This window comes from Flavisolibacter nicotianae, from assembly GCF_003628535.1.
In the GTDB taxonomy this organism is placed as follows: domain Bacteria; phylum Bacteroidota; class Bacteroidia; order Chitinophagales; family Chitinophagaceae; genus Flavisolibacter; species Flavisolibacter nicotianae.
Genome location: NZ_RBCI01000004.1, coordinates 348,376 through 371,283 on the forward strand (window position 1 = coordinate 348,376; position 22,908 = coordinate 371,283).

Sequence of the window (22,908 nt, forward strand, 5' to 3'; positions counted from 1 at the left end):
GGTAGAAACCTCGTAATTCAACATTGGCCATTGACATTAAAAAGCCGGCGCTGCTGTTAAAACGGTTTTTTCTGTACTGTTTTTAGTGCGGGCAGCTTGTAATTATCGATCACGCTGTTTTCGGCCATCAGCTTTTCCACTGCTTCGATGGAACGGGGCGCAAAAGCCGAAAGCAGTTCATACCCTTTTTCGGTGATCAGCGCATCGTCTTCGATGCGAACGCCAATGCCCCACCATTTTTTATCGCAGTCGCTGTTGGGCATGATGTAAATCCCGGGTTCAATCGTGATCACCATGTCTTTTTTCAGCGGACCGTATTCGCTCTTGTCGTGCACATCCAGCCCGATGTGATGACCAAGTCCGTGCGGATAGTACTTACGGATATCTTTTTTGTCTTTGATGATTCCCAGCCTGAGCAGGCCGTTGCCGATCACTTCATTGGCAGCTTTGCTGGCATCAGCCCAGGTAGAACCGTCCTTGAGGGTTTTAAAAGCGGCTTCCTGCGCATCGTAGACCAGTTGGTAAATCGTGCGTTCTTCCGGCGAAAATTTACCACGGGCCGGGATAGTCCGTGTGACGTCGGCAGAATAGCCGTGGTAGGAAGCACCCACGTCCATCAGCAACAGGTCGTTGCCGATTTTCGTCCGGCTGTTTTCCATGTAGTGCAGGATGCAGCCGTTTTCACCGGCACCGACAATTGAGCCATAGCCCACTTCTTCCGAACCATACCGTTTGTGCACATATTCCATCAGGCCCTGGATTTCCAGTTCCGACATATCGGGGCGCAGTGTTTTCATCACTTCGTTGTGCGCCATGCAGGAAATCTCAACGGCTTTCCGGAGCATGTACATTTCCTCCGGGGTCTTGGTCTCGCGGAGCTTTGACGTGATTTGCCGAAAGGCTTTATAGTCGAGACGCGGGTCTTTTTCATCAGCCAGGGCAGCCTTGGTCCTGAACTGCTGCAGAAGATTGTACAGGTCACCGTCGCCGCGGCCTTTCTTTACGTCAACAGGCAACACGTCCATGATGATTTTCGGAAAGGATGACAGATCGAGCGGAAACTCTTTGAATTTATTCCCGGTGTAAACAGCGGCAATACCCAGCTTTTCTTTGGCACCCTGGTCGCCGAGTCGCCGGCCGGTCCACTGTTCCATCACGGGATTTTTTTCCTGCACAAAAAACAATTCGTTGTAGGAGCTGCCGTCTGGTGCTGTTTGCGCATCCTTAAAGAGAAACAAAACCGCATGCGGCTCTTTGTAACCGGTAAAATAATACAGGTCGGGGTTTTGATGATAGAGGTACTCCACGTCGTTGGAGAAGGTGCGTGGAGAAGCCGCAAAGACAACCATCACGCTGCTGTCGGGCATCAGCGCACGGGCCGCCTCCCGGCGCCCTTTGTGAAACTCTTTGGGCAGGTAGTCGGTCGGGACATCTTTCTGGCTGGCGGCCGAAAATACCGTTACAATAAACAGGAAGAAACAGCCGAATAGCTTTCGTTGCATAGAAGCAGAATTTGCTCTAAAAATAAGCAGAAGCTGTTATGCTATGCAAGAATACCGAACAGAGGAACAGGGAGTTGAGTTGCAGAACAGACAAACAAGGAATATCGAAAGTTGAAAGAATCCTCGCTGCTTAGCCTTCATTGAACAGCAGTCCGCCCGTAAAGGGGAACGCTGCACTGAAACCCCTTCTACATTCATCCTTCCTTGTCTATCTGTCTGCCTCGCCCTTACTCTTCGTCTTCTTCGTAATACGATTCTTCGTTGTTGCTGTTGTATTGTTTTTCCCATGCCTCGACCTTTTTGTCATCAAGGCATTCAATGATATCATAAATCGGGTCGGTTTTCCGGCGCCATTCCGTGATCAGTTCATCCTGGTATTTAAATACATAAAGACAGTGATCGGTTTCGACAGTCACTTTTACGAGTTCAATAATGGAGTCAAATTCTTCCTGCACCAGGTAATAACATCCAGGTTCCAGCAATCCATACGAATACATGTTCTTCCTCCGTTTTAGGTGGTTATTAACTTTTCTTGCGTTGACTTAATGGGTAGTACTCTGCGATCGGGGTTAGTAGGGTCCAAGAACCTCAAAAATTCCTTCTGCTCATGGGTCAAAATTAGGCCTTTTCGGATTTTGACAAACACCGCTTCGCTAAAAAAAATGTAAGGTTATATCTTATTGATTTTCAACAATAAATCGGCAATTTTCCAGATAGAAAATATTTTCAAAAAACTAATTTTTTTAGTAAAATGCGAACCGAATTTCCTTATATTTGCCTGCTTTTGAACCAATTGAAAACAACCGGTTTTTTTTACCATTCGCCGTTTGTTTCCGTAATCTGCTTTTTCTACGTGCTGACTGCTGCAATTGCCAGATTGGCGGAATGGATTGGAATCAGAAGCCTATTTTCGCAAACCGAGATTTGAAAAACTCCTATGGCAGAAACAAAAAAAAACCTCTTCGAATACACCGAAGACAGTATCAAAAGTCTTGACTGGAAAGAACACATCCGGCTCCGCCCGGGGATGTATATCGGCAAACTGGGCGACGGTTCCAGCCCCGACGATGGTATTTATGTATTGGTAAAAGAAGTTCTCGATAACTGTATTGACGAATACACCATGGGTTATGGAAAGACCGTGGAGATTTCTATAAAAGACAAAACTGTCACCGTTCGGGACTATGGCCGCGGTATCCCCTTGGGAAAAGTCGTGGATGTGGTGAGCAAGATCAATACAGGCGCCAAGTACGACAGCAAGGTTTTCCAAAAAAGCGTGGGCCTGAATGGCGTAGGTACCAAAGCGGTGAACGCCCTGAGCAATTACTTTAAGGTGTCGTCGCACCGCGAAGGCAAGGTAAAAATGGCCGAATTTGAACGGGGCAACCTGGTCCGCGAGCACAAAGAAGCGAAAACCGACGAACAGAACGGCACCCTGGTGACCTTCGTGCCGGACGATACGGTGTTTAAGAACTTCCATTTCATTCCCGAATACCTCGAAAAGCAGATCTGGAACTACTGTTTCCTGAATGCCGGACTAAAAATCTCTTTCAACGGCAAGTCTTATATGAGCCGCAACGGTTTGCTGGACCTGCTTACCCGGGAAACGAACGCCGATACCGCACCGGAAGGGCTTCGCTATCCGATTATTCACCTGAAAGGTGACGATATTGAAGTGGCCCTTACCCACAACAATGATTACGGCGAAGATTACCATTCGTTTGTCAACGGCCAGCACACCACGCAGGGTGGTACCCACCAGGCAGCCTTCCGGGAGGCCTATGTAAAGGTGATCCGCGACTTCTTCAAAAAAGACTATGACGCAGCGGATATCCGCCAGGGTATTGTGGCCGCTGTATCTGTGCGGGTGGTTGAACCCGTTTTTGAGTCGCAGACCAAGACCAAACTCGGCTCACTGAACGTGGATGAAGGCGGTCCAACGATGCGCCAGTTTGTGTACGAGTTTTTATCCAAACAGCTGGACAACTTTCTGCATAAAAATTCTTCCGTTGCCGAAGCACTGAAGAAAAAGATCGAGCAAAGCGAGCGGGAACGGAAAGAACTGGCCGGCATTAAAAAACTGGCGAACGAAAGAGCCAAAAAAGCCAACCTGCACAACCGCAAGCTGCGCGACTGCCGCTTTCACCTGAACGACGAGCCACCGGCAAAAGGAAAGCAGGAGTTCTTTGCCACGCAAAAAGAGACGACCATCTTTATTACCGAGGGTGACTCGGCTAGTGGCTCCATCACCAAGGCAAGGGCCGTTGAAACCCAAGCGGTTTTCAGTCTTCGCGGCAAGCCGCTGAACTGCTTTGGCATGACCAAAAAAGTGGTATACGAGAACGAGGAGCTGAACCTGTTGCAGCATGCGCTGAATATCGAAGAAGGAATGGACGGCCTGCGCTTCAACCGCATTGTCATTGCCACCGATGCCGACGTGGACGGCATGCACATTCGCCTGCTGATCATGACCTTCTTCCTGCAGTTCTTCCCTGATCTTGTCAAGAACAACCACGTCTATATTTTGGAAACGCCGCTCTTCCGGGTACGGAACAAGCAACAAACGATCTACTGTTATTCCGAACAGGAAAAGCAGGCGGCCGTAAAAAAGCTGGGCGCTAAACCGGAGATCACCCGCTTTAAAGGATTAGGGGAAATTTCGCCGGACGAATTTGGCCGCTTTATCGGCGATGAAATGCGTTTGCAGCCGGTTATCCTGGAGCACGGCGACCATATTCAGCACCTGCTGGAATATTACATGGGTAAGAATACCCAGGAAAGACAGGAATTCATTATCAACAACCTCAAGGTTGAATTGGATACGGTGGAAGAACCAGTAGAAGCCATGGCATAAACACGAAAACTGCGAAAAGAAAGATGATACACATAGTTTTTCAGGAAGCTGACATTGCCGTGCTGAAACAGGCACAGGAGCTTGACGAATCATTGGCCGGCGAAGTGCTGATCGTACGGGATGACTATGCCGTGGGGCCGGTAGAAAATATCTACGAAGTGGACGGCTACCAGCAGCGGCGGGAATGGTGGCGGCGCCTGTTGGAACTATCGCCGTACAACACCGACCAGTTGATGGAAATGGTAGACGACCGGCTCCTGGTGCACAACCTGAAAAAATCACTGGAGGAAAGCGAAAAAGAGGAAGTCTGGATCTGGATGGGACAAAACCAACACGACGTTTGTGGCTATTACTGGCTGATGTCGCAGTTGGCCGATTACCAGGGTCGCATTCTTGTGCTTTACCTGAACAACCTTCCCTTCATTAATGAAAAGGGCAACATTTTTTACCCGACGGCGATTCACCAGATTCAGCCGAAAGAGTTTTTGAAAGCCAAAAAGCTGAACCGGAAAATCACGCTCAGCGAATTTGAAGTGGACCCGGATGAATGGAGAAAGCTTTGTGCCGAAAATGCCATGGTCCGCATCCTTGAAGGCGGTAAAAAGATCGTCAGCAAGGACGCCGACTTTTATGACAAGGATATTTTAGCCGGGTTGACAGCCGAGCCGCAAAAGGGGGCAAAAGCGATGGCTGCTATTCTTGGCAAAATGAAAATCAAAACCGGCGACGTTTATCTTTTGTGGCGCATGATCAACCTGGCGGCAGAAGAAAAAATCGAGATCATCGGCGAAACGGCAAAAGGCTGGAAGGAATTTGACGTAAAGCTGAAAACGGAAGCACCGGTTACAACGGAGGAAACAACAATCCAATAATCAACAGATTCTCTAGTGGACCTTCTAAGTCTGTTAGAGATATAAAAAAACGAGCACTACGAGCATGAAAAACAAAAATTTCGAACACGTACAAACCGATCATGGGATCAACGGGCAATACAAAACCTGGTTTTTGGATTACGCCTCTTATGTGATCCTCGAACGGGCCGTGCCGGCCGTGGAAGACGGTTTGAAACCCGTGCAGCGCCGTATCCTGCATGCCATGAAAGAAATGGATGATGGACGGTTCAACAAGGTGGCCAATATTATCGGGCAAACCATGCAGTACCACCCACATGGTGATGCCTCCATCGGCGATGCACTGGTGAACATGGGGCAGAAAGACCTGCTGATTGAAACGCAGGGAAACTGGGGTGATGTACGCACCGGCGACGATGCCGCGGCGTCCCGTTACATTGAAGGCCGCCTGAGCAAATTTGCCCTGGAAGTGGTGTTCAATCCCAAAACAACGGTCTGGCAATTAAGTTATGATGGCCGTAAAAACGAACCGGTAACGCTGCCGGTAAAATTTCCCTTGCTGCTGGCACAGGGTGCTGAGGGAATTGCAGTTGGCCTGTCCACAAAAATTTTACCCCACAACTTTATCGAGCTTTGCGAAGCATCGATCAAATACCTCAAAGGCCGCAAGTTTGACCTTTACCCAGATTTCCAGGCCACCGGCGCAATGATCGACGTGACCGATTACAACAACGGGCAACGCGGCGGCCGGGTGAAAGTGCGGGCCCACATCGAAGAATTTGACAAGAAAACGCTTTTGATTAAAAGTGTTCCCTACGGTGTAACGACAACCGGATTGATGGACAGCATTGTCAAAGCCAATGATGCGGGAAAGATCAAAATCAAAAAAGTAACGGACAACACGGCGGCCGAGGTGGAAATCCAGGTTGATCTGGCGCCGGGTATTTCTCCCGATATCACCATCGACGCGCTGTATAAATTCACCGACTGTGAAGTATCCATAGCGCCCAACGCCTGTGTGATCATTGACCAGCGGCCACACTTCGTTTCGGTTTACGACCTATTAAAAGTTTCGACCGACAACACACGGGATCTTCTGCAAAAAGAACTCGAAATCAAACTGGGCGAACTGAATGAAAAGTGGCACTATACGTCGCTGGAGAAAATCTTCTTTGAAGAAAAGATTTACAAGGAACTGGAGAAAAAGTACGAGACCTGGGACAAAGTGATTGCAGCAATTGACAAAGCCTTTGATCCATTCAAAAAGAAACTGAAAAGAGAGATCTCCAGGGAAGATATTCTAAAGCTGACCGAAAAGCCTGTGCGCCGGATTTACCGGTTGGATATCGACGAACTGAATGCCCAAATTCGCGACCTCGAAGCACAGATCAAACAGGTAAAATATGACCTGGAGCACCTGACCGAGTATGCGATTTCTTATTTCGAAGGGCTCCTGAAGAAATATGGCAAAGGCCGCGAACGGAAAACGGAAATCAAGGTTTTCGAAACCATCGAAGCCAAACACGTTGCCATCGCCAACACCCGTATTTTCATCAACCGCGCCGAAGGTTTTATCGGCACCTCGCTGAAAAAAGACGAATTCCTGGTAGAATGTTCCGACCTGGATGACATCATCGCCATTACCAAACGCGGCGTCATGAAGGTGGTGAAGGTGCAGGATAAGGTCTTTATCGGCAAAGACATTCTTTATGCCAACGTTTTCCGCAAGGGCGACGAACGAACAACCTATAACCTCATTTACACGGATGGTGGATCCGGAACAACCTTTGCCAAACGTTTCAATGTAACCGGTGTAACACGCGACAAGGAATACGACCTGACGAAGGGCAGCGATAAAAGCAAGGTTCATTACCTCACCATCAACCCGAATGGTGAGGCGGAAGTCGTCCGGATCATCTTGAGTCCTGCCTGCACGGCACGCATCAAGGAATTCGATTTTTATTTTGAAGAACTCGAGATCAAAAACCGTGGCAGTATCGGCAACCAGGTATCGAAATACCCGGTTCGTGCCGTGAAGTTTAAGGAAGCCGGCGTTGCCACACTTGGCAGCATCAAGCTTTGGTTTGATGACAAGTTCGGACGCCTCAATCATGATGGCAAAGGAGTTGAACTGGGTGATTTTGATGCGGAAGACCGCATCCTTGTCATCAACAACGACGGCACCTACGAGATCACCGACCAGGAACTGACGCAGCGATTCAACCCGGAAGAAGTGATGCTGGTTGAAAAATTCGACCCCGAACGTGTCATTACTGCCATTTACCTGGACAACGAAAAGCAGCAATACAATGTCAAGCGTTTCCGGATTGAAACGACGACCATGAAATCAAAGTTTCTTTTCATCAAGGAAGGAAAGGGCAATCTGCTGGAAGCTGTGTCGACCGAAGAAGAACCGGTATTGATCGTTCAAACGGGCAAGGGATCGCAGGTGCGGAGCTCCAAGTTTAAGATCGCAAAGATGGTGGATGTGATGGGCTGGAAAGCCGTCGGCGCCAAGCTGGTCGATTTCAATAAAAACACGATGATGGAGTGGGAGATGAAGGAAGGGGCAAAAACCCAGGCCGAACTGTTCTGATTTCCCGAAACATAAAAAGAAAAATGCCTGTTTTATAAAACAGGCATTTTTTATTGACTGAAGAGAATAAACACAAAGCAGGTCTGTCGCTGTCCGAAGTTTTTTTCGGGACAGGGCCATTACTTGATATACCGTTTGATCTCCCTGTCTGTGTCGCGTTGCTTGATGGTTTCCCGTTTGTCGTGAAGCTTTTTCCCTTTTGCCAGGCCGATCTCCACTTTCACAAAATTTTTATCATTTAAAAACATTCGCAACGGAATGATGGTGTAGCCTTTTTCTTTGAGCTTGGCTTCCCACCGTTTTAATTCACGTTTGGTCAGCAATAATTTCCGTTCGCGAACCGGGTCATGATTGTTGGCCGTTCCGTGTGAATATTCGGAAATATTCATGCCTTTCAGCCACAGTTCGCCTTTTTGAAAAATACAATAGGCATCCACAAAGCTGGCCTTACCGGCACGTAAAGACTTCACTTCGGTTCCCAGCAGCGAAATGCCGGCCTGAAGTTTATCGTCGATAAAATACTCGTAATATGCCTGCCTGTTTTTGATTTCCATCCTAATTCTTAAAAAGCGTCAACACGGTGCCCAGTTTGTTTTTCAGATCTGGTCGCGGAACGATAAAGTCGAGGAAGCCATGCTCCAGGATAAATTCGCTGCGCTGAAAACCGGGCGGCAGATCTTTTTTAATGGTTTCCTTGATCACACGGGGACCGGCAAAGCCAATCAGTGCGCCGGGTTCGGCAATGTTCAAATCGCCCAGCATACCGAAAGAAGCTGAGATACCGCCAAAGGTCGGGTCGGTGAGTAAGGAAATATAGGGCAGCCTGGCATCGGCGAGTTGCGATAGCTTACCGCTGGTCTTTGCCAGTTGCATCAGTGAAAAGGCGCTTTCCATCATCCGTGCGCCACCGCTCTTGCAGATGATCAGGTAAGGAAGTTTGTGTTCCAGACAGTAATCAACGGCGCGGCTGAACTTTTCGCCCATCACGCTGCCGAGCGAGCCGCCAATGAATTCGAAATCCATGGCTGCAACAACAATCTCGTGCCCATTGATCTTGCCCACGGCCACCCGCATGCTATCCGTCAGGTCGGTCTTCGACCAGGTTTCTTCCAGCCTTTTTTGATAGGGCTTCAGGTCGGTAAAACCCAAGAAGTCCTTTGAGCGGATGTTGTCGAAAAGCTCCGTGTATTGGTTGTCGTCAAAGAGGATCTCGTAATATTCATCACTGCCAATCCGGTGGTGATAGCCGCACTTCGGGCAGACGAATAACGCTTCCCGTAAATCGTTGATCGTGCAGATGTAATTGCATTCCGGGCACTTGCTCCACAAGCCTTCCGGCGTTTCCTTTTTTTCAGACGAGGGAGTGGTAATGCCCTTTTTCAATCGCTTAAACCAGCTTGTTCTTGTCTCCGGCGTCTTTCCTTCTTCACCAGCCAGGTTCGACTCGAAATCTTCAAACGGTGATACCATCTAGTTGTAATTGAGTGTGCACAAATATAGGTGAAGTTGCAAGGTCGTGTCAAAATTCAAGAGGCAAAAGGCAAAATTCAACCCGTTAGCCCGGAACAGGCCTTCCTGATTCCGGCCTTTCGCTTTTCGACGATTCATGCCTTCATAAAAAAAGCCGCCTCCAAAAAGAAGCGGCGTATTTTATTGGAATTGGAAATGAGACTACAGTCCTAAGAAACCACTCTTGCGAAGGTTGCGTACGCCTTCAGCGATCTTGAAACCATTGTGGTAAACTTCAATTTTGTAATCGCCGGTTTGGAACTTGTCCTGGCGCAGCGGGAAGCTCACCGTCTGGTGCTGACCCTGTACATAGTCGATGCTTTGCTTCGTAGTGAATGTTTTTTCTCCGTCGTTACGGGTTGTCAGCGTACCAGAACCCATGGAAGGGTTGCTGATCACCTGGCCGTCCGGAGCTGTTACGATCACATACATATCAGCAGGTCCCGATTGTGCAATGCGGTTTTCAACATCGAAAGAAACAATCAGCTTGTTGACTTTCTTTGCCTTGTCTGTTTCTTTTTCTTTGCCATTGCCTTTTTCATCAACACCACGGATGGTGAAATTGGAAGCAGAGAACGTCGATGCGACATCCACTTTTTGCGACAGCTCTTCTTTTTGCTGCGTGGTTGTTTGCAGGTTCGTTGTCAGCGTTTGCTTTTCGTTCGTCAACACGGTGTTTGATGCGGCCAGTTGCTGGTTTTCACCCATCAGGCGGGCCACTTCGGCTTCAAGGCCAGAGATCTTATCGTTCAACGACGAAATAAGGTTTCTTGCTCTTTTCAAATCGCCGGCAGTTGCGTTCTTATTCCGCATGATGCTGTTGATCTGGTTTTTCAGCTTTACAATCTCAGTCTGGCGATCGGTCAACTGGCCCGTCAGGGTGTTGTTGCTGCCCACCAGTGAGTCCAGGCGTGTCAGAGCTTCGTTGTAAATGGTTTGTACAGAATCCCGTGCAGAAGTTGCGTTGGATACTTCAGCAGACTTCACCTGGATGGTTTCCTGTGTTTTGTTTTTATCATACAAAACATACCCCCAGGTACCCAGAAGACCGGCTGCCAACAAGCCAATCAAAACATTGCGTGTACTGTTAGTTGACCTGCTTGTCGTTTGTGTGCTGGATGAAGGAGAATTAGTGTTTGACATTGTTTACGTTTTAAGTTGACAATTTTTGGAAAGGTTGAAGATGTATTTTTGATTTTCGCCACGCCGGTTCGAAAACCGTGCCAGAAAAATAACAAACTTTGCTTAAACCTGCCGTACATGACTCCGGAGAAAATAATCAGTGATATCAAGAAAGGCCAGTTCAGACCTGTTTACTGGCTGGAAGGGGAAGAAGATTTTTTTATCGACCAGGTAATCCAGTTTGCCGAGCATAAAATTTTGCCGGAAAGCGAGGCCGGATTCAACTTAACAATCTTTTATGGCCGTGATGCAGCCTGGGCCGATGTGGTCAATGCATGCCGGCGCTATCCCATGTTTGCCGAAAAGCAGGTGGTGATCATCAAAGAGGCACAAGACCTGAAAGGCATTGAAAAGCTCGAAGCCTACGTGGAAAAACCGCTTTCTTCGACACTGCTTTTTGTGGCCTACAAAGGGAAAAAAGTCGATGGCCGCACCAAGCTGGCAAAGCTTTTAAAAGAAAAAGCTGTTCTGTTTACCAGTAAAAAAATCTATGATTCAGCCTTGCCCGACTGGACGTCGGAGTTGGTTACCGCCAAGGGATTTTCGATCACCAAAAAAGCGCTTTTTCTGCTGATCGATCACATTGGAAACGATCTTAGCCGCCTGAGCAACGAGATCGACAAGCTGGCGCTGAACCTGAAAAACCGGGAAAAAATCACTGAAGATGATATCGAACAATTTGTCGGTGTCAGCAAGGAATTTAACGTCTTTGAATTGCAGCAGGCCATCGCACAGCGTGATCTTTATAAGGCCGTTCGAATCGTCAATTATTTCGGCTCCAACCCAAAGGCTGCACCGATCCAGTTGATCTTTCCCTCGCTTTATAATTTCTTTAGCAAAGTGCAGGTGGTTTATTCGGTACCGGCAAAAGATGAACGTTCGGTGGCAACGGCACTTGGCGTCAACAGTTTTTTCGTAAAAGATTATGTTTCGACAGCCACCCGGTTTTCGTACCCGGAAATTGAGAAGATCCTGCTCCTTTTGTACGAATACAACCTGCGAAATCTTGGCGTAAACGATGCGGGCACCGACGATGCGGAATTGCTGAAGGAAATGGTGGTAAAAATGATTGCGCCGCTATAAAACCGCGAGGCTGGCTTGCTTGTCGCGGTGGAGTTGTTCGATCAATTCGTCAAGCGACGCGTATTTTTCCTGCGGCCGCAGGTATTTTACAACATGAACGCAAAGCGATTGGCCGTAGATCTGCCGGTCGAAATCAAAAATATTCACTTCAATGCGTTCATCCGACCCTGTCAGTGTGGGACGGTTGCCAATGCTAAGCATGCCGCCTTTTCGCACACCTTCGACGTCCACATAAACGGCATAGACGCCGTGTCCGAGCCGGATCTTATCGCTGTCTTCGTAACGGAGGTTGGCCGTCGGAAAACCCAGCCGGCGGCCAAGCTGGTCGCCATGGACAACCGTTCCTTCAAAGAAAAAGGAATAGCCTAACAGCTTGTTTGCCGTTTCGATATCGCTGTTCAGGATGGCGTTCCTGATCTTCGTCGAACTCACATCAATTTCGTCAAGCACATGCTTTGGAATTTCACGCAACCGGTAGGCAAAGGTTGCGGCCTTTTCTTCCATCAGGTGGTAATCGCCCAAACGACCTTTTCCAAAACGATGATCGTAGCCGATAATGATGGTTGCCGGATGAAAGCGGCGGATCAGGAAGTCGCTGATATATTCCTCGGCCGTCTGTTCGGCAAACGCCGTCGTAAACGGTACGATCACCAGGTGATTGATGCCGGCCTTGTCGAGCAGTTCGATTTTTTCCGTCGTGGTATTCAGGAGTTGCAGGGCTCTTTCCGGTTGAACTATTTTTCGCGGATGAGGATGAAAAGATATAACGACCGTTTCGCCGTGCACCTTTGCAGCTTCTTCTTTCAGTGCCGTCAGAATTTTTTGATGCCCCTGGTGAACGCCGTCGAACGTGCCGATGGTGATCACCGCATGGGTAAACGCCGGAAGCCGATCGATATCATAGTGCACTTGCATAAAGGGCCGCTAAGATAAGGAGGGAGGCGAATATCGAACAGCAGCAGAAGGAACCGGTGAACCGGTGAAGTGCTTTTGGTGCACTCGATTCTCCGGCGTATCGGCAGATGGCCAGTCGAAAAAATGAACCCGTCAAACCACTTCTTCTGTTCCTTGTTCTTCTGTTCGGCTGTTCCTTTGTTCTTCTCCTTATTTTTGCCGCATGTCACTTTATTCCAAACGGGGTGTTTCGGCACAGAAAGAAGAAGTTCACGCAGCAACAAAAAATATCGACAAAGGACTTTATGCAAGAGCGTTTTGCAAAATCTACGATGATGTGCTGGGTGGCGACAAAGACTGGATCAATGTCATGCATGCCGATGGCGCCGGAACAAAAAGCATCCTGGCTTACCTGTACTGGAAAGAAACCGGCGATATTTCCGTTTGGAAGGGCATTGCGCAGGACGCGATCGTCATGAACCTGGATGACCTGCTTTGCGTGGGTATTTACGACAACCTGCTTTTCTCCTCGTCGATCGACCGCAATAAAAACCGCATACCGGCCGAAGTGCTGCAGGCTATCATCGAAGGAACACAGGCTTTTTTTGATGAAATGAAAAAACACGGCGTTGCAATTCATTTTATGGGTGGCGAAACTGCTGACGTGGGCGATGTCGTGAGAACGGTAGCCGTGAACGGAACGATGGCAGCCCGGGGGAAACGTGACCGGATCGTGACCAATGAAAAGATAAAGCCGGGTAATGTGATCGTTGGTCTTGCCAGTTATGGAAAAGCCATCTATGAAACCGAATACAACAGCGGCATCGGCAGCAACGGTTTGACCAGCGCACGGCACGATGTGCTGAACAAGTTTTACGCAAAAAATTTCCCCGAAACTTTTGATGAGACACTGGAGGAGGATGTGACCTATATCGGGTTGGGCCGCATGACTGACGAAATGGAAATCAGCTTTCGCAACGAGGTCTTTCAAACAAACACAGGCAAATTAATTCTTTCGCCAACGAGAACCTTTGCACCGTTTGTACGGCAAATCCTCACGGAGCATTTTGAAGATGTGGCAGGATTGATCCACTGCAGCGGCGGCGGACAAACCAAATGCATGAAATACATGCCGCAGGGGGTTCGTGTGGTCAAGGACAATTTGTTTGACGCACCGAAAATCTTTCAACTGATCCAGCAAAGCAGCGGGGCCGATGACCGGGAAATGTACCAGGTATTCAACATGGGCTGCCGGTTAGAGGTCTATACCGACGAAAAAAGTGCTGACGCTATCATCAGCACTGCAAACGCATTTGGCATTGATGCACAAGTGATCGGAAGGGTAGAGGAAGCCCGGTCAAATTCACTTGAATTAAATGCACCTTCCGGTCCTGTTCAATACCTGTTTTAATTATTGTGCCTGGATAACCAGTGTGATGGGCTGGGTGTGATAGGAACTTACTGGTTTCCCATTCTGTTGTGCCGGCTTCCATTTGGGCGAAGATGGCATCAGGGCTACTACTTGTTTTCCAAGGTCGTAACCAGGATTATTGAGTGCTGTAAATTCCGATAAGCTTCCGTCGCTCTTTACCAGGAACCGGATATTAACGGTGTAGGTACCGGGTTTTGCACCCTTGCTGGCCGCATTCACTATGATAGGCTGAACGTTCTTTTCCAGAAAGGTCCGCCATTCCTGTTTGTCAATGGATGCTGGTATTTCTGTTTGTTCAAAAACAATATTGTTTTCATTCACCTGGCCGCTTTTTTTTAGCGTGATCTCCACTACACCGTTCTTTCCTCTTTCACCGTACTTATCAATCGCGGACTTGTCTTTCAATACATTCATTGACTCGATTCGCTGCGGATCAATTGTGTTTAAATCACCGGAAAATTCTTTGCCGTCAACGAAATACAGGGGTTTGGGACCTGATGGCTTTGCCGGCAACGTATCTTTTCCGCTTTTCACACGAATTGGTCTAGCTTTTTCGGGGTTTTCCTTTGCCAGCGCTTTTGAAGTTGCCTGTGCAGGCATTGCCGTGCTGTTGCTTTTATCAACATCAATGTCGTTGACATAGTTTTCCTTTCCCGGATCCGTATTGGCCACCGTACTGACGACCGGCGAAATCTGGCCGGTAAACTCCTTTTGCCCGCTGGCATTTGTACGCATTGTAATAGCAAAGGCGATTATCGCCACAACTGGCAGGGCAATAATGCGGCTGACGTAATTCACACGTTGATTTTTTGTAAGCATCGTTACTCTTCTTTTTATGGGTGATTGAAAAAATGGATGAACAAGTGATGCGAATTGCTGCGGGTATACCGTTTGCAGGATAATGGCAGCAAAAGCCGTGGCATCGCTACCAGCGATCGATTTTTTGTCTGCGATAAATTCATGTATGGATAAAAGCTCTCTCCGGATCAGCCAAAAAAAAGGGTTGAACCAGAAAAAACCCAGGATGAACTGTAGGAACAATTTATCGAGTGTATGCTTTTCTTTTACATGGACCAGTTCGTGCTGAAAAATCTGCTGCCCGGCCTCAGACTCAAGCAGAATTTCTTTATTCCAGAAAATGTAGTGGAAAAAAGAAAATGGCGTCCCTGGCAAAGTGGAGTCTGCAAACCGAACCTTGCCGGCTATTTCGAAGGAGTGTTGCCGAATGAGCGAAATTATTTTGATGAGTGAAAGCAGGAAAAAAGAAAGCAAGAGCACAGAGACGAACGAATAGCCTGTCCAAAACCAAATATCAGTCGCCACCTGACTGTTTGTGGTGATAACAATCTCGTCCAGGTAGTCATTGGGCGATTGCATTTTCTGCAGGAAAAGCAGGGCATCGTTCCGGCCTTCGTCCGCGAAAAACAATGTGAACTGAATAAGCGGAAGTACCAACGATAAAACGACTGCAAAGAGCAGGTAAAACCGGTTCCATTGGTGAAAAATCCTGTTGCGCAGGAACAGCCAATAGTAGAGGAAAAGAATACAGGAGCAAAATACTACTTTCAAAAGGTAGAAGGCAAATGCGATCATTTTTTTGCTTTTTTCAGTTGATTCAAGAGGGTTTCAAGGTCTTCGATGCTCAGGCTGTTTTCTTTCACCATAAACGATACCGCATCGCTGAACGAGCCACCGAAATAGCCTTTGACGAGGTTTTTGATACTCGACTTGGAATAGGCGTCCTTACTCACCAGCGGGTAGTATTGATGTTGCCGGCCAAACACATTGATACCGACAAATTCTTTGTCGACCAGGATTTTTAAAATGGTGGAAACCGTGTTCTGGTGCGGCTTTGGCGCTGGTAGCGCCTCGATGATGTCGCGGATAAAGCCTTGCTTTACTTTCCAGACGGCCTGCATCACCTGCTCCTCGGCCTTTGTTAATGTCTTCATACAAATTGATTGCAGGATAAAGCTATAACTATATTTTTAGTTTAACAACTAATTTTTTAGTTTTTGAAATAAATCGCAGTCGCTTGCCGTTTCTTGTTTTATTTTGCGACAAATAAATTTCGGATGGCGGAACTAATCATCGAGATCAAGAATGCAAACATTTACCAGGGCGATAACCTCGTTTTGCAGGATGTGAATTTGGAGGTAAACAAAGGTGAGTTCGTTTATCTCGTTGGCAAAACAGGCACCGGTAAATCCAGCTTGCTGAAAACGCTGTATGGTGAACTTCCGCTGAAAGAAGGACAGGCTTCCGTTGTTGGCTACAACCTGCGCGACCTGACGTGGAAAACCGTTCCTTATTTACGTCGCAACCTTGGCGTAGTGTTCCAGGATTTTCAACTGCTCACCGACCGCAATGTCCACGAAAACCTCAAGTTCGTGCTCAGGGCCACTGGGTGGAAGGATGATAAATTGATGAATGAAAAAATTTCCGACGTACTGGACAAGGTAGGCCTGAAATCGAAAGGCTTCAAAATGCCGTTTGAAATGAGCGGTGGCGAACAACAGCGTATCGACATTGCCCGCGCCTTACTGAACTCTCCGAAACTGATTTTGGCCGATGAACCGACCGGAAACCTCGACCCGGAAACTTCTGACGAGATCATGAACCTGCTCATGCACATTGCCCGCGACTATGGCACGTCGGTCGTTATGGCTACGCACGACTATATCGTGATCCAAAAATACCCGGCCCGCATGGTAAAAACGGAAAATGGCCGTGTTATTGACAATGCCTCCATTGCGCGATAAGCTTCTCAGCATTTTCCCGGTTGTTATACACCGATAGGATCGCTTTACGGCCTTCCTTGTCAGCCGCTGTAAATTCCGTTTGCATCAGCCTCTCCACCGCGGATATCCATTCGACTGCCGTTTCCACTACCTGCACATGGTCTTCCATTCCGCTTCCCTGGATACCGTTTGCGTTGGCAAGGCAAAAACGGCCATTGAACAGGGCATTCAGGAGTTTTAGCTTCACACCTGTTGCATTGAGCGATGGTAACACATGAACCTGCGCATCTGTGACCAGGGCCTGCATCTCGTCGTCCGGCGGGTTATTGACCAGTGAAATGTTTGGATACTTTTTCGCCAGCGCAGAAAGCCGTTTTGAAATGCCTTTGCCGGCGACAACAAAAGGCACCGGCAACTTGGAGAAAATCTCCTGCACCAGCCATTCAACCGCCTTTTCATTTTCCGGTACCGAAAGATTCCCGTGATAAAGGCAATAGGAACCTTTGCCTTCCCGGCTCCGCACGTGCTGCCAGGGAATGAAGCAGGGAATAAAAGATAAATTCCTGAACCCGTAAACATTTTTGAACTGCAAAAGGTCCTGGGTTGACAAGCAGGCGAGGGGGATATCTTTATCGAGGCTTTTTTGAAAGGCGAGAAGCAGCCTGCTTTCCTGTGCGAAGTAAAGACGCCTAAACAACGAGGGCGATGTTCGGGCCAGGTGCCGGTAATAAGCCGCTTCGTCGTTATGGAGCCGCACAACGATCCGCTCTTTGTTTTGAAGAAAGGGTTCGACACCGGCGCAATGCAGTCCTTCCAGCAACACGGGATGATCATCACGGTTCAAACGCTTTACTAATTCGTGGTTGATTCGTGACCGAACGATGAAAGGCTGGGAGAGGGGCGGTGCCTGCCAGATCGCCTTGCGTTGATAAGAATGGATTTCATCGCAATAAGGTGCGATGCCGGTTGTGTTTCGGCGTTCGTTATACCTGAAATAATGAAGGATGATCCGTTTGCCGGTCTCTTTCAATGCCCTAATCTTATAAAACATGTCGATGGCACCGCCATAATCCGGCGGTGAAGGCGAGTCGAGGCAAACAATATGCAGGGTGTCGCTCACGAAAACAATTGCTGGTAAAATTGAAGTAAATGTTTTTCCTCGTTTTGCCAGCAATAAATTTCTCTTGCTTTAACGGCATTTTCATGCATATCAGCCAGCAGGCACTGATCGTCCATTGCCGAATGAATCGCTTCGGCCACACCGTCGATCGTCAGATCGTCGAGAAGGACGGCGATTTTGAACTGCCGGTTGATTTTTTGGTATTCGGGAAAATTCATCGCGATCTGCGGAAGGCCGGCGTGCATGTATTCAAGAAATTTATTGGGCAGGGCATGAAACTGGTTGATCCCTTCCTTTTCTGCGAGCCCAATCCCAAGCGACGCTTTAGCAGCGATGTCCCGCAACAAATCCGGCAACAGCATCCCTCTCAGCTCTACGCGACTTTCCACTCCCTGCTCACGAATGAGTTGCTTTAACTGGTTCATGTAATTCCCATCGCCACATACAACAAGGCGATACGGAATTTTTTTCATCGCGGGGATCAGGTATTCAAAACCCCTCGCTTCGTTGACAGCGCCCTGGTACACAAGGAAGGGTTGCCGCACTTCTTCTTGCCGCTGCACCTGCAGCATGGGAAGATTGCGAATTACCGGATAGTTCCGGCCATACTTTTTTTGAAATTCAGCGGCCAGCCCATCGCTGACCGTGTAGCCGTAATCAAATTTCGGTACGGCAAATCTTTCGACCTTTGTCCAAAACCCTTTTACTAATGGCCGCACCCGCACTTCTTTCAGCTCGGTAAAATATTCATGCGCATCATAAATCCGCGGAATCTGTTTTAGCCTGGAAATGAAAAGCCCGGGAAGAATGGTGTCCAGGTCGATGGCACAAATTGCATCCATTTTTTTGGTCAACAAAAAGGCCAACAGGCGCAGGTTGTATTCAGCATAAAACAGAAAGCTTTTGTTGAAAAGGCAACGCAGCCGCTTTTGGGCAAATGGCCGTTGCTGCAAGGGGAGGGAGTGTTTCCATTCACGTCCCACCAACGTCACATCGTAACCTGCATGCGCCAGGGATGTGCAGATGCGGTGCATGCGCTGGTCGTAGGTAAGGTCGTTCGTAACGGTAAAATAAATCCGCTTCACTTGTCTGCAATGGCTTTGTAAATCCGTTCAATGGTTTCCACTGTCTTCAACCCTTCGAACGCACCGATCATTGCCTGGTTACCGCCATCAAGAGCCTGCACCAGTTGGTCATAGACTTCGCGATGGTGGGTCAGGGAGCCATTGTAGGTCGAATAATCGTTGGCGCCATTGCCGGAAGGCGTCAACGCTAGTGGACTTTCGGAAACACAATACTGGACTTCGTTCAAATATTCGCCGCCGATACGGATAGTCGCTTTTTCCGCAAGAAGGGTAAAAGCGATCTCGTGATTTTTTTGAAAGGCATTGACCGACCAGTTTAGCGTGCCAAGTGCACTGCTTTGCATTTTCAGCGCAACCGTACCGGTATCTTCAAACTCGATGCTGTGACGATGCGCAGCGTTTTGTTGAAAACCTTTTACTTCACTCACTTCACCAAACAACCAAAGCATGGCGTCGATGTAATGGCTGAACTGGGTATAAAGTGTTCCGCCATCGGGAAAGAGTTTTCCACGCCAGTCCGTATAATATGATTCCGGCCGGTTCCACAAACAACTGACCTGGAAACTATAGACTTTTCCCAACTGTCCATCCTTGATCGCCTTTTCCAAACCCTGGAGAAGGGGATTGTACCGACTGGATTTCACAACAAAAAGCCTGCGACGGCAAAACTTTTCGGTTTCGATAATCTGCCATGCGGCTGCCGATGTCAGGCAAAGCGGCTTTTCGCAAAGCACGTGCTTTCCGGCCTGCAGGGATTTGATGGTATGCTCTGCATGCAGTCCGTTGGGTGTGCAAACAGCAACAATGTCGACATCCGGCTCACCTGCAAGCAGGCTGTCGATGGAGTCGTATCCTTTAGCGCCATACACATTGGCAAATGCATCCCGCTTTTCCGGCACAATGTCACACACGGCTACCAGCGATCCCACCCTGGCAATGTTCTCCGCATGCCTTTTTGCAATTCGGCCACAGCCAACTACGGCGAATTTTTTCATAGCGGCAAAAATAAGCTGTCTGATCCGGGATCGACAGGATGCATCGGATTTATAGAAAAAAAGCACGAGCCGCTCTTTTCAGAACGGCTCGTGCTTTTTAATGAAGATTCTATTTTAACGACGTCATCACGTCCATCTTTCGCAATCGAGCAGAAAGACCTCAGAAATTCTGGTTGCCCATGTCCACGTTGTTGTCAGCTTTTGTATTCTTCCGCTTGAAGAGGGAAACGTCCATCTTGCCGAAACGATAATTGAAGTTCAGGCGGAAAACCTGCGGGTCTCTCCGGCGCTGCGCATCCTGCACAAAGAAAGCCGTTTCTGTATGCTGGTCGTAAAGACGTGTACGGAAAATGTCGTTTACATTCAGTGAAAGCGATGCAACACGGTTTTTCAGGAACTCAAAGCGAAGCGCTGCATCCACGCCATAGTTCGGGCGGATAAAGCCCTGCGCAGCCGACATCGACCCACCAAAAAAGCCGCCACCGCCGCCAAACATTCCGCCGCCACCACCACCGCGACCGCCGGGTGATGAAATAACCCTGGATTGGTAATCGCCGGAAAGCTGGAACGAAAAGTTCTTCGGCAGTTTGAACGTGTTGTTCAACTTAAAGAAATAGCTCACAAACTGGTCGGGATTCTGTCCTGTTGCCAGGTCAATTTTCGCCGTGAACAAATTGGCGTTGGCCGTAATGTCCCAGAACTTGGTCAGTTTGTTCCGGCTTGTCAATTCAAGACCAGTCACATAATAAGCGTCCGCATTTTGGAAGGTGTTCACCGGCATTTCCCTTTTGAAAATGGTGTCGTATTCCAGCGCCTGAATACGGGTGATCAGGTTGTTGGTATGTTTAAAGTAAGCCGAGAACAAAAGGTTGTCGCGGTTTTTAAAGATTTTGGAAAACGACAATTCCAGCGAGTTGGTAAACTCCGGTTTCAGACCGGGATTTCCACGGCTGATGTTCAGTGAGTCGGAATAGTCCGTGAAGGGGAATAACTGGAAGAAATTCGGCCTGTTGATCCGGCGGCTGTAATTGAACTGCAGTTCGTCGTCCTCGCCCAGTTTCTGGCTCAGGAAAAAACTGGGGAAAAAGCTGATCGGGAAATCGGTCTTAAACGTTTGGCCTTTATTGGGCAGGGCGCCTTCGTAGTTTGAGCTTTCGGCCCGAAGCCCCATTTGGTAACCAAAATTCTTGATGCGGTTAGAGAAAGTTGCATACGCTGCATACACGTTGTCGTTGCTGTTGTAAAATGTCGTGTTGTCTTTACCGGCAACGGTTATGGTGTTTTCGCTGGCGATTTTTCGCATTGTAGCCCTGGCGCCGGCTTCGATCTTGCTGTTGGCCGAAAGCGGCTTGGCATAATCGGTTTGCAGGGTCAGGTTTTCATTAGTGCCCTGGCCTGTCTGGTTTTGGAAATACCGGTTGCGGAACACTTCGTTTGGCATCGTGTAATAATCGGTGACGATGGTTCCGTTGTTTTCGTTACGACCCTTGTTATAGGTTGCATCGGCTGTCAGTTCGTGTCCTGATTGTGGGAAGTTGTGCTTGTAACTGACCTGGGCTCCTTTGTTGCGGAAAATATTATCCGAGTTGCTCAGGCGACGCTGGTATTCCTGTCGGGTTGTAACGGCATGAACCATCGAGTCGATGTAAATATTGCCCACCGCTTCCGGCTTCATCGAACCGCCGCCAATGCTCCCGGTGATTGTAATGGTGTTTCGGATATCCATGAAATAATCGATGCCGAAACGGCCAAAGCCAAACTGGCCTTCGCCAACCGAACGGTCATATTGCATACTGTGAAAGGTAGAATCGGATTTGCCATAGGTCAGACGGTCGGTCACGCCAGTGCTGATGGATTTGCGTTGCATGAGCATACCGCTGGCAAAAACGTTGACCTTGTTCTGCCGTAGGTTCACATCGCCGCCGCCGCCAAAACGGCCACGGGAGTCAAGGTTGGCCCGCACGTTACCGCTGTATCCGACACGGCGGTTCTTTTTCATCACGATGTTCAGGATGCCCGCTGTTCCGCCGGACGCATCAAATTTGGCCGACGGGTTGGTGATGATCTCCACGCTTTCGATGGCGTCTGCCGGAATTTGCTCCAGCGTCATGGTTGTCGGACGGCCATCCACAAAAATCGTTGGCGAGGTATTACGCAGTGTTACGTTTCCGTCGATGTCAACATTCACCGAAGGCACGTTCTTCATGACGTCGACGGCCGTACCACCGGCCGATGTAATGTTCCGGTCCACGTTGAAAATTTTCCGGTCGATTCCCATGGTCAGGGTCGGGCGGGACGCTGTCACGGTAATGCTGTTCATCACCTTGTCGTCCACTTCGATTTTGATATTGCCCAGGTCTTTATCCAGGGCGCCCATCATCGCCGAAGGATCGCCATTGCTCATCTGGTCGCGGCTGGGCATGTCGAAAGAAACGGGTTTCTGGTAGGTCTTGAAACCGATTCCTGTGATTTTGATCTGGTATCTTCCAAAAAGGGGAACATTCTCTATGCTGAAATTTCCGCCTTTGTCACTCAGCATGCCGCCGACAATGACTTCCTTCATCGCCTTCGTCGCCGAGTCCATGCGGTTGGTGACAAGCGTGACGGATGCGGCGTCAATGCCTTTGTTGGACATATCCACCACTTTTCCATAAAAGCGTCCGGTGGGCATTTGTCCGCCGGTCCGGCCGGCACCGCGATTAAAAGCAGGATTTTGGGCAAACAGATTTAAGTTAATGGTTAAGAGCGCAACACCCATCAAAACAACAATTTTCTTCATGTATAACAATTGACTAGGCGCAAAGGTAATCGTGCACATTGGAGCACTTTCTTTCCATTAACCATTATTAACTTTTATTCACACGAGCTGCAATCCGGCAGGATGAACGGCGACCAGGAAATGCGATGAAAGGATGGGTGAAAAAGAAAAGCCTGTCAGGGCTGACAGGCTTTGGGTGACTGACCGGGTTCGAACCGGCGACCCCTAGAACCACAATCTAGTGCTCTAACCAGCTGAGCTACAATCACCGTTTTGAGAGAGTGCAAAAATAAAGAATTGGAGGAT

At 48.5% G+C, this 22,908-nt stretch carries 18 protein-coding genes and 1 tRNA gene; 6 read left to right on the forward strand and 13 right to left on the reverse strand.

Annotated features, from left to right (window positions below):
- Positions 1-56: 56 nt before the first annotated feature.
- Together D6024_RS13280 and D6024_RS13285 are read right to left on the reverse strand one after the other, a co-directional pair.
- Entirely contained in the window at positions 57-1,502 is a 1,446-nt protein-coding gene (locus D6024_RS13280; protein WP_121355111.1) for an aminopeptidase P N-terminal domain-containing protein, read from the reverse strand.
- 227 nt (positions 1,503-1,729) lie between these two features.
- Positions 1,730-1,999: a hypothetical protein gene (locus D6024_RS13285; protein ID WP_121355112.1), complete on the reverse strand. Its 270-nt coding sequence runs from the start codon at positions 1,997-1,999 to the stop codon at positions 1,730-1,732.
- 440 nt (positions 2,000-2,439) lie between these two features.
- Between D6024_RS13285 and D6024_RS13290 the strand changes: the two genes are divergently transcribed.
- From D6024_RS13290 to D6024_RS13300, 3 genes are all read left to right on the forward strand, one after another.
- Positions 2,440-4,356 (forward strand): DNA topoisomerase IV subunit B, encoded by a 1,917-nt coding sequence (locus D6024_RS13290; RefSeq protein WP_121355113.1) that lies wholly within the window; start codon positions 2,440-2,442, stop codon positions 4,354-4,356.
- A 23-nt stretch (positions 4,357-4,379) separates the two neighbouring features.
- Positions 4,380-5,228, forward strand: a complete 849-nt coding sequence (locus tag D6024_RS13295) for a DUF1835 domain-containing protein (RefSeq protein ID WP_121355114.1) — start codon at positions 4,380-4,382, stop codon at positions 5,226-5,228.
- A 64-nt stretch (positions 5,229-5,292) separates the two neighbouring features.
- Positions 5,293-7,803, forward strand: coding sequence for a DNA gyrase/topoisomerase IV subunit A (locus D6024_RS13300; protein ID WP_121355115.1), 2,511 nt, complete (start codon positions 5,293-5,295; stop codon positions 7,801-7,803).
- A 119-nt stretch (positions 7,804-7,922) separates the two neighbouring features.
- Here the strand turns inward: D6024_RS13300 and smpB are convergent, their stop codons facing one another.
- The 3 genes from smpB to D6024_RS13315 all read right to left on the reverse strand — a co-directional run bounded on the left by smpB (position 7,923) and on the right by D6024_RS13315 (position 10,455).
- Positions 7,923-8,357 carry an SsrA-binding protein gene (smpB, locus tag D6024_RS13305; protein ID WP_121355116.1) on the reverse strand — a complete coding sequence of 145 codons (435 nt, stop codon included), beginning with the start codon at positions 8,355-8,357 and terminating at the stop codon, positions 7,923-7,925.
- Position 8,358: 1 nt separating this feature from the next.
- Positions 8,359-9,273 (reverse strand): acetyl-CoA carboxylase, carboxyltransferase subunit beta, encoded by a 915-nt coding sequence (gene accD, locus D6024_RS13310; RefSeq protein WP_121355117.1) that lies wholly within the window; start codon positions 9,271-9,273, stop codon positions 8,359-8,361.
- Between the two features lie 201 nt (positions 9,274-9,474).
- Entirely contained in the window at positions 9,475-10,455 is a 981-nt protein-coding gene (locus D6024_RS13315) for a hypothetical protein (protein WP_121355118.1), read from the reverse strand.
- 117 nt (positions 10,456-10,572) lie between these two features.
- Here D6024_RS13315 and holA point away from each other — a divergent pair, with 117 nt between their 5' ends.
- Complete coding sequence (gene holA, locus D6024_RS13320) at positions 10,573-11,577, forward strand: DNA polymerase III subunit delta (protein WP_121355369.1); 1,005 nt, start codon at positions 10,573-10,575, stop codon at positions 11,575-11,577.
- Here the strand turns inward: holA and ribF are convergent.
- Positions 11,572-12,492 (reverse strand): riboflavin biosynthesis protein RibF, encoded by a 921-nt coding sequence (ribF, locus tag D6024_RS13325; protein WP_121355119.1) that lies wholly within the window; start codon positions 12,490-12,492, stop codon positions 11,572-11,574. The genes holA and ribF overlap by 6 nt on opposite strands.
- 202 nt (positions 12,493-12,694) lie before the next feature.
- Here ribF and D6024_RS13330 point away from each other — a divergent pair, with 202 nt between their 5' ends.
- Positions 12,695-13,882 carry an AIR synthase-related protein gene (locus tag D6024_RS13330; RefSeq protein ID WP_121355120.1) on the forward strand — a complete coding sequence of 396 codons (1,188 nt, stop codon included), beginning with the start codon at positions 12,695-12,697 and terminating at the stop codon, positions 13,880-13,882.
- On the opposite strand, the gene D6024_RS13335 is transcribed toward D6024_RS13330, so the two are convergent.
- Together D6024_RS13335 and D6024_RS13340 are read right to left on the reverse strand one after the other, a co-directional pair.
- Positions 13,883-15,496 (reverse strand): M56 family metallopeptidase, encoded by a 1,614-nt coding sequence (locus tag D6024_RS13335; protein WP_121355121.1) that lies wholly within the window; start codon positions 15,494-15,496, stop codon positions 13,883-13,885.
- Entirely contained in the window at positions 15,493-15,855 is a 363-nt protein-coding gene (locus D6024_RS13340; RefSeq protein WP_205573278.1) for a BlaI/MecI/CopY family transcriptional regulator, read from the reverse strand. Before D6024_RS13340 ends, D6024_RS13335 begins: the two co-directional genes overlap by 4 nt.
- A 123-nt stretch (positions 15,856-15,978) precedes the next feature.
- Here D6024_RS13340 and D6024_RS13345 point away from each other — a divergent pair, with 123 nt between their 5' ends.
- Complete coding sequence (locus tag D6024_RS13345) at positions 15,979-16,665, forward strand: cell division ATP-binding protein FtsE (RefSeq protein ID WP_121355123.1); 687 nt, start codon at positions 15,979-15,981, stop codon at positions 16,663-16,665.
- On the opposite strand, the gene D6024_RS13350 is transcribed toward D6024_RS13345, so the two are convergent.
- From D6024_RS13350 to D6024_RS13370, 5 genes are all read right to left on the reverse strand, one after another.
- Positions 16,637-17,764, reverse strand: a complete 1,128-nt coding sequence (locus tag D6024_RS13350) for a glycosyltransferase (RefSeq protein WP_121355124.1) — start codon at positions 17,762-17,764, stop codon at positions 16,637-16,639. The two genes, D6024_RS13345 and D6024_RS13350, sit on opposite strands and share 29 nt — an antisense overlap.
- Positions 17,761-18,849, reverse strand: a complete 1,089-nt coding sequence (locus tag D6024_RS13355) for a glycosyltransferase (RefSeq protein ID WP_121355125.1) — start codon at positions 18,847-18,849, stop codon at positions 17,761-17,763. Before D6024_RS13355 ends, D6024_RS13350 begins: the two co-directional genes overlap by 4 nt.
- A complete protein-coding gene (locus tag D6024_RS13360) occupies positions 18,846-19,844 on the reverse strand; it encodes a Gfo/Idh/MocA family protein (RefSeq protein WP_162944749.1) in 999 nt (332 codons plus the stop codon). Before D6024_RS13360 ends, D6024_RS13355 begins: the two co-directional genes overlap by 4 nt.
- 160 nt (positions 19,845-20,004) lie before the next feature.
- Positions 20,005-22,623: a TonB-dependent receptor gene (locus tag D6024_RS13365; RefSeq protein ID WP_121355127.1), complete on the reverse strand. Its 2,619-nt coding sequence runs from the start codon at positions 22,621-22,623 to the stop codon at positions 20,005-20,007.
- A gap of 174 nt (positions 22,624-22,797) precedes the next feature.
- Positions 22,798-22,871: transfer RNA gene (locus tag D6024_RS13370), tRNA-His, on the reverse strand.
- Between the last annotated feature and the right edge of the window lie 37 nt (positions 22,872-22,908).